Annotated in this window: 8 protein-coding genes; all 8 read left to right on the top strand. The window is 67.8% G+C overall.

From position 1 onward, the window contains the following. Positions 1-376, top strand: a 376-nt coding sequence (locus tag V6M46_RS08025) for an amidohydrolase family protein (protein ID WP_332663574.1), incomplete at its 5' end; no start/stop codon positions are given. Positions 377-707: 331 nt separating this feature from the next. Beyond that, the gene (locus tag V6M46_RS08030; RefSeq protein ID WP_332663576.1) at positions 708-1,703 is read left to right on the top strand and encodes an ABC transporter substrate-binding protein; all 996 of its coding nucleotides are present in this window, start codon (positions 708-710) and stop codon (positions 1,701-1,703) included. A 70-nt stretch (positions 1,704-1,773) separates the two neighbouring features. After that, positions 1,774-3,330 carry a sugar ABC transporter ATP-binding protein gene (locus tag V6M46_RS08035; RefSeq protein WP_332663578.1) on the top strand — a complete coding sequence of 519 codons (1,557 nt, stop codon included), beginning with the start codon at positions 1,774-1,776 and terminating at the stop codon, positions 3,328-3,330. Continuing rightward, the gene (locus V6M46_RS08040) at positions 3,323-4,348 is read left to right on the top strand and encodes an ABC transporter permease (protein ID WP_332663580.1); all 1,026 of its coding nucleotides are present in this window, start codon (positions 3,323-3,325) and stop codon (positions 4,346-4,348) included. Before V6M46_RS08035 ends, V6M46_RS08040 begins: the two co-directional genes overlap by 8 nt. Beyond that, the gene (yjfF, locus tag V6M46_RS08045; RefSeq protein ID WP_332663582.1) at positions 4,345-5,361 is read left to right on the top strand and encodes a galactofuranose ABC transporter, permease protein YjfF; all 1,017 of its coding nucleotides are present in this window, start codon (positions 4,345-4,347) and stop codon (positions 5,359-5,361) included. The genes V6M46_RS08040 and yjfF overlap by 4 nt, the downstream gene beginning before the upstream one ends. Next, positions 5,358-6,386 (top strand): LacI family DNA-binding transcriptional regulator, encoded by a 1,029-nt coding sequence (locus V6M46_RS08050; protein ID WP_332663584.1) that lies wholly within the window; start codon positions 5,358-5,360, stop codon positions 6,384-6,386. Before yjfF ends, V6M46_RS08050 begins: the two co-directional genes overlap by 4 nt. After that, on the top strand, positions 6,383-8,053 hold the full coding sequence (gene araB, locus V6M46_RS08055) for a ribulokinase (RefSeq protein WP_332663587.1): 1,671 nt from the start codon (positions 6,383-6,385) through the stop codon (positions 8,051-8,053). Before V6M46_RS08050 ends, araB begins: the two co-directional genes overlap by 4 nt. After that, positions 8,050-8,472 (top strand): class II aldolase/adducin family protein (locus V6M46_RS08060; protein WP_332663589.1); only part of this gene is annotated, 423 nt, incomplete at its 3' end. The genes araB and V6M46_RS08060, both read left to right, overlap by 4 nt.

Below are 8,472 nucleotides of genomic sequence, written 5' to 3' on the forward strand. Positions count from 1 at the left end.
GGCACGCGAGCAGCAGTACGTCTTCCGGTCGCTGCTCGATGCCGGCGGCCGGCTCGCGTTCGGCAGCGACTGGCCGGTCTCGTCGCCGAACCCGCTGCACGGCATCCACGTCGCGGTCAACCGAGTGCCACCGGGCAGCGACGTCGACGCGCTGCTGCCCGGGCAACGGCTCACGGTCGTCGAGGCGCTCGATGCCTACACCCGGGGGAGCGCATTCGTGAGCCGCCGCGAGGCGTCCACGGGGACGCTCGAGGTCGGCATGGCGGCCGATCTGGCGGTCGTCGACACCGACCTCCTCGCGATCGATCCGCACGACATCGGCTCGGTCCGCGTCACGCGAACGTACGCTCGGGGCCGGCTGGTCTTCGCGGTGTGAGCGTCACGATTCGGCTGAAGTTCCAGGGATTCCAGCAATTCTGCTAGGTGAGGCAACAAATTGTTAACGCTCACATTCGATCCTGGCTGTCACGAACCGTCATGAAAATTTGTTGAGAGATTTACTTGACGGGCAGAGTTGTTAGCGTTAACAATTCATCGCAGGGTTCACGTGGTCCACATCACACGGTGGTTCAAGTGAACGCTCACAACGGGGCGGAACCTCAATCCGAGGCCAAGCCCCAAGGATGCAAGCGGATGTCCGCCCGCACGCGTCCTGGCTCTCCCGAAGTCGAGTGACTTGGGGTGTCGCATCCCAGATGGAGGAAACAGTGTTCAAGAAACTCATCACCGTCGGCGCGGGCGTAGTGCTCGCCAGCGGACTTGCTGCCTGTGGCAGCGACAGTGACAGCGGATCCGGCGGCTCGGGGAGCTCCGACGAGATCACCATGGGCTTCGCCCAGGTTGGTGCCGAGAGTGGTTGGCGGACAGCAAACACCAAGTCGATCCAGGCGTCCGCGAAGGAGGCCGGAATCGACCTCAAGTTCTCCGATGCGCAGCAGAAGCAGGAGAACCAGATCAAGGCGATCCGCTCGTACATCCAGCAGAAGGTCGACGTCATCGCGTTCAGCCCCGTCGTCGAGACCGGCTGGGACACGGTGCTCCAGGAGGCCAAGCGCGCCAAGATCCCCGTGATCCTGACCGACCGCGCCGTCGACTCTGCCGACACGTCGCTCTACAAGACGTTCCTCGGCTCCGACTTCGTCCTCGAGGGCGAGAAGGCCGGCCAGTGGGTCGTCGACAACGCCGACGCCAACGACGTCAACAAGGACGGCAAGATCAACGTCGTCGAGATCCAGGGCACGACCGGTGCCGCTCCGGCCATCGACCGCAAGAAGGGCTTCGAGGACAAGATCGCGGCCGACTCGAAGATCAAGGTCGTCGCGTCGCAGACGGGTGACTTCACCCGTGACGGCGGCAAGAAGGTCATGGAGGCGTTCCTCAAGTCGCAGAAGGACATCGACGTCGTCTACGCCCACAACGACGACGAGGGTCTCGGCGCGATCGAGGCGATCGAGGCGGCCGGCATGAAGCCGGGCGTCGACATCAAGATCGTCACGGTCGACGCAGTCAAGGACGGCATGACGGCGCTCTCCGAGGGCAAGATCAACTACATCGTCGAGTGCAACCCGCTCCTCGGCCCGCAGCTGATGGACCTCGCCAAGAAGGTCGTCGCGGGCGAGGACGTGCCGCCGCGCGTCGAGACGGAGGAAGGCGCGTTCGACCAGGAGCAGGCCAAGGCCGTCCTGGCAGACCGCCAGTACTGAGCAACACCAAGAGCTGGGGCCCTGCGCCGCAGGGCGCAGGGCCCCATTCCACACTTCTAGGAACGAAGAGATGATCCAGATGACAGCCGAAGCCGCGCAAGCCACGCGCACCGAGCCGGTCGTGGAGATGAGCGGCGTGTCAGTGAGCTTCCCCGGCGTCAAGGCCCTCCAGTCGGTCGGCATCACGCTGCGCCCCGGCGAGGTGCACGCCCTCATGGGCGAGAACGGCGCCGGCAAGTCCACGCTGATCAAGGCCCTGACGGGCGTCTACGCGATCGACGAGGGCACGATCATCGTCAGCGGCGAGCCCCGTACGTTCCACAGCCCGGCCGAGTCACAGGCCGCCGGCATCAGCACGGTCTATCAAGAGGTCAACCTCTGCACCAACCTCACGGTCGCAGAGAACATGCTCCTCGGCCGCGAGCCCCGCTCCCTCGGGCGCATCGACACCCGCGCGATGAACCGGCGAGCCGGTGAGACCCTGACCCGCCTGGGCCTCGACATCGACCCCCGCTCGCAGCTCGGGTCACACCCCATCGCGATCCAGCAGCTCGTCGCGATCGCCCGCGCCGTCGACATCGACGCCGAGCTCCTGATCCTCGACGAGCCCACCTCCAGCCTCGACGCCGATGAGGTCGCGAAGCTGTTCGAGGTCATGCGTACGCTCCGCGCCGAGGGCGTCGCGATCGTGTTCGTCTCGCACTTCCTCGAGCAGGTCTTCGAGATCTCCGACCGCATGACGGTCCTCCGCAACGGCCAGTTCGTCGGCGAGTACGTCACCGCCGAGACCACCCAGCTGCAGCTCGTCCAGGCCATGATCGGCCGCGAGCTCGAGACGCTCGAGAAGATCGAGCAGGAGGCCGAGGAGCACACCGTCAAGACGCAGGGCGCGCCGCTGCTCGAGGTGTTGCAGCTCGGGCGCAAGGGCAGCGTCGAGGCAGTCGACCTCCAGGTCTTCGAGGGTGAGGTCATCGGCGTGGCCGGTCTGCTCGGCTCGGGCCGCACCGAGCTCGCGCGCCTGCTGTTCGGCGCCGACTCGGCTGACACCGGCAACATGCAGATGCGCGCCAAGCAGACCAAGCTGCGCACGCCCCGCCAGGCCATCGACCACAAGATCGCGTTCTCGAGCGAGAACCGCCGCTCGGAAGGCGTCATCGCCGACCTCTCGATCGCCGACAACATGGTGCTGGCGCTGCAGGCGTCCCGTGGATGGATGCGGCCGATTCCGGCCAAGACCAAGGAGCGCCTCGTCAGCAAGTACATCGAGGCCCTCGACATCCGCCCGGCCAACCCGCAGGCGCTGATGCGCAACCTCAGCGGTGGCAACCAGCAGAAGGTCCTGCTCGCCCGCTGGCTCATCACCGAGCCGGAGCTCCTGATCCTCGACGAGCCCACGCGTGGCATCGACATCGGCGCGAAGGCGCAGATCCAGCAGCTCGTCGCCGACCTCGCCAAGGATGGTCTGTCCGTCGTGTTCATCTCCGCCGAGCTCGAGGAGGTCCTGCGACTCAGCGACCGGCTCGTCGTGATGCGTGATCGCCGCAAGATCGACGAGCGACCCAACGACAACGTCAGCGTCTCCGACGTCCTCGAGATCATCGCGGGAGAGGTGCGCGCTGATGCGTAACCTCGCCAAGCACGCGCTGTTCTGGCCGCTGTTCGCCCTCGCCCTCCTGCTGGTCGTCAACGTCGTCGCGACGCCGTCCTTCTTCTCGATCCGGGTCCAGGACGGTCACCTCTACGGCAGCCTGATCGACATCCTGCGCAACGGCGCACCCACGCTGCTGATCGCCCTCGGCATGACCCTGGTCATCGCGACCCGCGGCATCGACCTGTCGGTCGGCGCGATCGTCGCGATCGCCGCTGCGGTCGCCTGCACCTACATGGCCGGCGCGCCCGACGAGTCGTCGGCAGGTCGCGCGATCGTCGCGATGAGCATGGCGGTCGGCGTCTGCATCCTGTTGGGCCTGTGGAACGGCTTCCTGGTCTCGGTGCTCGGGATCCAACCGATCATCGCCACATTGGTGCTCATGACGGCGGGCCGCGGCCTCGCGATGCTGATCACCGACGGCCAGATCATCACGGTCAACAACGCCCTGTTCAAGAAGGTCGGCGCCGGCTTCGTGCTCGGCCTGCCGGTCGCGATCCTGATCGCGTTGGCGGTCTTCGCGATCACCGCGGTGCTGACCCGCCGCACCGCGCTGGGCATGCTGATCGAGTCGGTCGGCATCAACCCCGAGGCGAGCCGGCTGGCCGGTGTGCGCGCTCGCACGATCACCTGGACCGTCTACGTCTTCGTGGCCTTCTGCGCCGGCATCGCGGGCCTGATGATCGCGTCCAACACGAGTGCCGCCGACGCCAACAGTGCCGGCCTGTGGATCGAGCTCGACGCGATCCTCGCGGTCGTCATCGGCGGCACGTCGCTGGCCGGTGGCCGGTTCTCGCTGACCGGCACGCTGATCGGCGCGATGTTCATCCAGACCCTCGCGACGACGATCCCGACGATCGGCATCCCCGCGGAGACCAACTACCTGTTCAAGGCCATCGTCGTCATCGTGGTCTGCCTGCTGCAGTCGCCCAAGGCGCGCGCAGTGCTCAACGTACGACGATCGTCGCCCCGACTCGCGAAGGGAACGGCCGCATGACCACCGTTCTGGCTCCCCCCGACAGCCCCACCGGCAGCCCGGCGCCTCGCCCGTCCCGCGGCTTCACGTTCCCGACCCGCTTCCTCCCGGTGATCGCCACGTTCGCCCTCTTCGTGGGCATGTTCGGGATCGGATCGATCCGCTACGAGGGCTTCTCCTCCCCGCAGGTCGTCCTCAATGTGCTGGTCGACAACTCGTTCCTCATCGTCCTGGCCGTAGGCATGACGTTCGTGATCCTGACCGGGGGCATCGACCTGTCGGTCGGCTCGGTCGTCGCGCTGTCGACCATGATCGCCGCCGCGACGCTGAAGGCCGGCTGGCCGGCGCCGCTCGTGATCCTGGCGGTGCTGCTGACCGGCTCGATCCTGGGCCTGCTGATGGGGCTGGTGATCCACTACTTCGAGATCCAGCCGTTCATCGTGACGCTCGCGGGCATGTTCCTGGCGCGTGGCCTCTGCTACCTCATCGACGTCGAGTCGATCCCGATCAAGGACGAGACGTTCCAGTCGATCGCGCAGGGCACGATCTACATCGGCGACTACTACATCACGCCGGCGGTCGTGGTCGCGCTCGTCGTCCTGGCGATTGCGGCCGTGGTCCTGCACATGACCCGCTTCGGCCGCACGGTCTACGCCGTGGGCGGCAGCGAGCAGTCCGCGATGCTGATGGGCCTGTCCGTCGCGCGCACCAAGGTCGGCGTGTACGTCATCAGCGGCTTCTGCTCATCGCTCGCGGGCCTGCTGTTCTCGATCTACATGCTGTCGGGCTACAGCCTGCACGCCGTCGGCATGGAGCTCGACGCGATCGCCGCGGTCGTCATCGGCGGCACGCTCCTGACCGGTGGCTCGGGCCTGGTGATCGGCTCGGCCCTGGGGGTCCTCGTGCTCGGCACGATCCAGACGTTCATCTCGTTCGACGGTACGCTCAGTTCGTGGTGGACCAAGATCACGATCGGCGTTCTGCTGCTGGTGTTCGTCGTGATGCAGAGGCTCTTCACGCGGAGGGCCGTATGACGGCAACTCCTCATCATGCGCCGGTCATGGCCGACGTCGCCAAGGTCGCCGGGGTCTCCCACCAGACCGTCTCGCGGGTCATCAACGGGATGCCCAACATCAAGGACTCGACCCGCAAGCGCGTCGAGGCGGCGATCAAGGAGCTCGGCTACCGGCCCAACACCGCCGCCCGCGCGCTCGTGACGCGCAAGTCCTCGACGATCGGGATCATCAGCACCGAGTCCGGGCTCTACGGACCCAACAGCATCCACCGCACGGTCGAGGACGCCGCGCGCCAGGCCGGCTACTTCGCCGGATCGGTGAGCCTTTCGTCGGTCACGACCCAGTCGCTGACGGACGCGATCGACCACCTCCTGCGCCAGTCGGTCGAGGGCATCGTCATGATCGCCGCCCAGTACGCGGCGCTCGACGTGATCCACCACCAGGACCCGGGCGTGCCGCTCGTCGTCGTCGAGGGTGACCTGTCCAAGGCCAAGTTCGCCGTCGGGGTCGACCAGCACCGCGGGGCGTACGAGGCGACGAAGCACCTGCTCGACCTCGGGCACACGTCGATCGCCCACGTACGCGGACCGCTGGAGTGGACCGAGGCCGAGGCCCGCCGCGAAGGCTGGGAAGCCGCACTGCGTGATGCCGGCCAGGAGCCCGGCCCCCTCTATCTCGGCGACTGGACCCCCCGCAGCGGCTACATCGCCGGGCGACAGCTGCTGGACCAGCCCGGCCCCACGGCGGTGTTCGTCGCCAACGACCAGATGACGATCGGCCTGATGCACGCCCTGCACGAGGCCGGCGTCGCGGTCCCCGACGACATCAGCCTGGTCGGATTCGACGACGCCCCCGAGACGGAGTTCCTCAACCCGTCGCTCACGACCGTACGACAGAACTTCCAGGAGGTCGGACGCCGCGCGATCGACGTCCTGCACGCCGCGATCCTGGGCGAGAACGAAGACCTGCCACGACTCATCGAGCCCGAGCTGATCATCCGCTCGAGCACGTCAGCACCCACAACCCGGAAGGCCCAGAAGTGAGCGAACAGTACGTCGTCGGAGTCGACTACGGCACCCTTTCCGGGCGCGCCCTGGTCGTCTCGGTCAAGGACGGCCGTGAGCTCGCGAGCGCCGTGCACCCGTACGCGCACGCCGTGATCAGCGAGGCGCTGCCCACGGCGCCCGGCTCACCGCTCCCGCCGGACTGGGCGCTGCAGGTGCCCTCGGACTACGTCGACGTGCTGCGCAACGCGGTGCCCGAGGCCGTACGCGCATCGGGCATCGACCCCGCGCAGGTCATCGGCATCGCCACGGACTTCACCGCCTGCACGATGGTGCCGACGCTCGCCGACGGCACGCCGCTCAACGAGCTGCCGCAGTTCGCCGACCGGCCCCACGCGTACGTCAAGCTCTGGAAGCACCACGCCGCGCAGGGCCAGGCCGACCGCATCAACGCCCTCGCCGAGGAGCGGGGCGAGTCCTGGCTGCCGCGCTACGGGGGGCTGATCTCCTCGGAGTGGGAGTTCGCCAAGGGCCTGCAGGTCCTCGAGGAGGATCCCGAGGTCTACGCCGCGATGGAGCGCTGGGTCGAGGCCGCCGACTGGATCGTGTGGCAGCTCTGTGGCACCTACGTCCGCAACGCGTGCGCGGCCGGCTACAAGGGCATCCTGCAGGACGGCGCCTACCCGGGGGATGACTTCCTGGCCGGGCTCAACCCTCTGTTTGCCGATTTTGTTAACGCTAAACTTGATCAGCCGATCGGTCAGCTCGGCCGCCCGGCCGGCACCCTGACGGCCGAGGCCGCCGCCTGGACCGGGTTGCCCGAGGGCATCGCCGTGGCGGTCGGCAACGTCGACGCCCATGTCACGGCGCCAGCCGCGCAAGCCGTCGATGCCGGCCAGATGGTCGCGATCATGGGCACCTCGACGTGCCACGTCATGAGCGGCAGCGTCCTGCGCGAGGTGCCCGGCATGTGCGGCGTCGTCGACGGCGGCATCGTCGCCGGGACGTGGGGCTACGAGGCCGGCCAGAGCGGTGTCGGCGACATCTTCGGCTGGTTCGTCGACCATGGCGTGCCGGCGTACGTCCGCGAGGCTGCCGACGCCGCGGGTGTCGGTGTCCACGAGCACCTCACCGAGCTCGCGTCCCGCCAGCCCGTCGGCGCCCACGGACTCGTCGCGCTCGACTGGCACAGCGGCAACCGCTCGGTGCTCGTCGACCACGAGCTCAGCGGGCTGATCGTCGGCCAGACCCTCGCGACGAAGCCCGAGGACATCTATCGCGCGCTGATCGAGGCGACCGCGTTCGGCACCCGCACGATCATCGAGACGTTCAACGCCAGCGGCGTTCCGGTCGAGGAGCTCATCATCGCCGGCGGCCTGTCCAAGAACCCGCTCCTCATGCAGATCTACTCCGACGTGACCCGCTTGCCGCTCTCGGTGATCGGGTCCGAGCAGGGCCCCGCACTGGGCTCCGCCCTCCATGCTGCCGTCGCGGCCGGCGCGTACGCGGACATACGCGCCGCCGCGAAGGCTATGGGCTCCCTCAATCGGGCAGTTGTGCTGCCCGATGAGGGACGCTCCAAGGTCTACGACCGGCTGTTCGCCGAGTACACCGCCCTGCACGACCACTTCGGTCGTGGCGGCAACGACGTCATGCACCGGCTCAGCGCGCTGCGTCGCGAGGCACTGGCGGGAGGCCTGTCATGACGCTCACCGAGGACGTCCAGGCAACCATCACGCGACTTCGCCGGGAGGTCTGTGCCCTGCACGCGGAGCTGACCCGCTACGAGCTCGTCGTGTGGACAGCAGGCAACGTCTCGGCCCGCGTGCCGGGCGCCGACCTGATGGTCATCAAGCCCAGCGGGGTCAGCTACGACGACCTCACGCCGGACAACATGGTCGTGACGGATCTCGAGGGCACCGTGCTCGAGGGTGACCTCGCGCCGTCGTCCGACACCGCCGCGCAGGCGTACGTCTACCGGCACCTGCCCGAGGTCGGCGGTGTCGTGCACACCCACTCGACGTACGCCACGGCCTGGGCCGCGCGTGCCGAGCCGATCCCGTGCGTGCTCACGATGATGGCCGACGAGTTCGGCGGCGAGATCCCGGTCGGCCCGTTCGCCCTG

Source organism: Aeromicrobium sp. (assembly GCF_036676885.1).
GTDB lineage: Bacteria > Actinomycetota > Actinomycetes > Propionibacteriales > Nocardioidaceae > Aeromicrobium.

What these genes read in the sequence shown, in the direction of transcription:
- V6M46_RS08035 (WP_332663578.1), top strand. Translation starts at nt 1,774, where the DNA reads ATGATCCAGATGACAGCCGAAGCCGCGCAAGCCACGCGCACCGAGCCG.
- V6M46_RS08040 (WP_332663580.1), top strand. Translation starts at nt 3,323, where the DNA reads ATGCGTAACCTCGCCAAGCACGCGCTGTTCTGGCCGCTGTTCGCCCTC.
- yjfF (WP_332663582.1), top strand. Translation starts at nt 4,345, where the DNA reads ATGACCACCGTTCTGGCTCCCCCCGACAGCCCCACCGGCAGCCCGGCG.
- V6M46_RS08050 (WP_332663584.1), top strand. Translation starts at nt 5,358, where the DNA reads ATGACGGCAACTCCTCATCATGCGCCGGTCATGGCCGACGTCGCCAAG.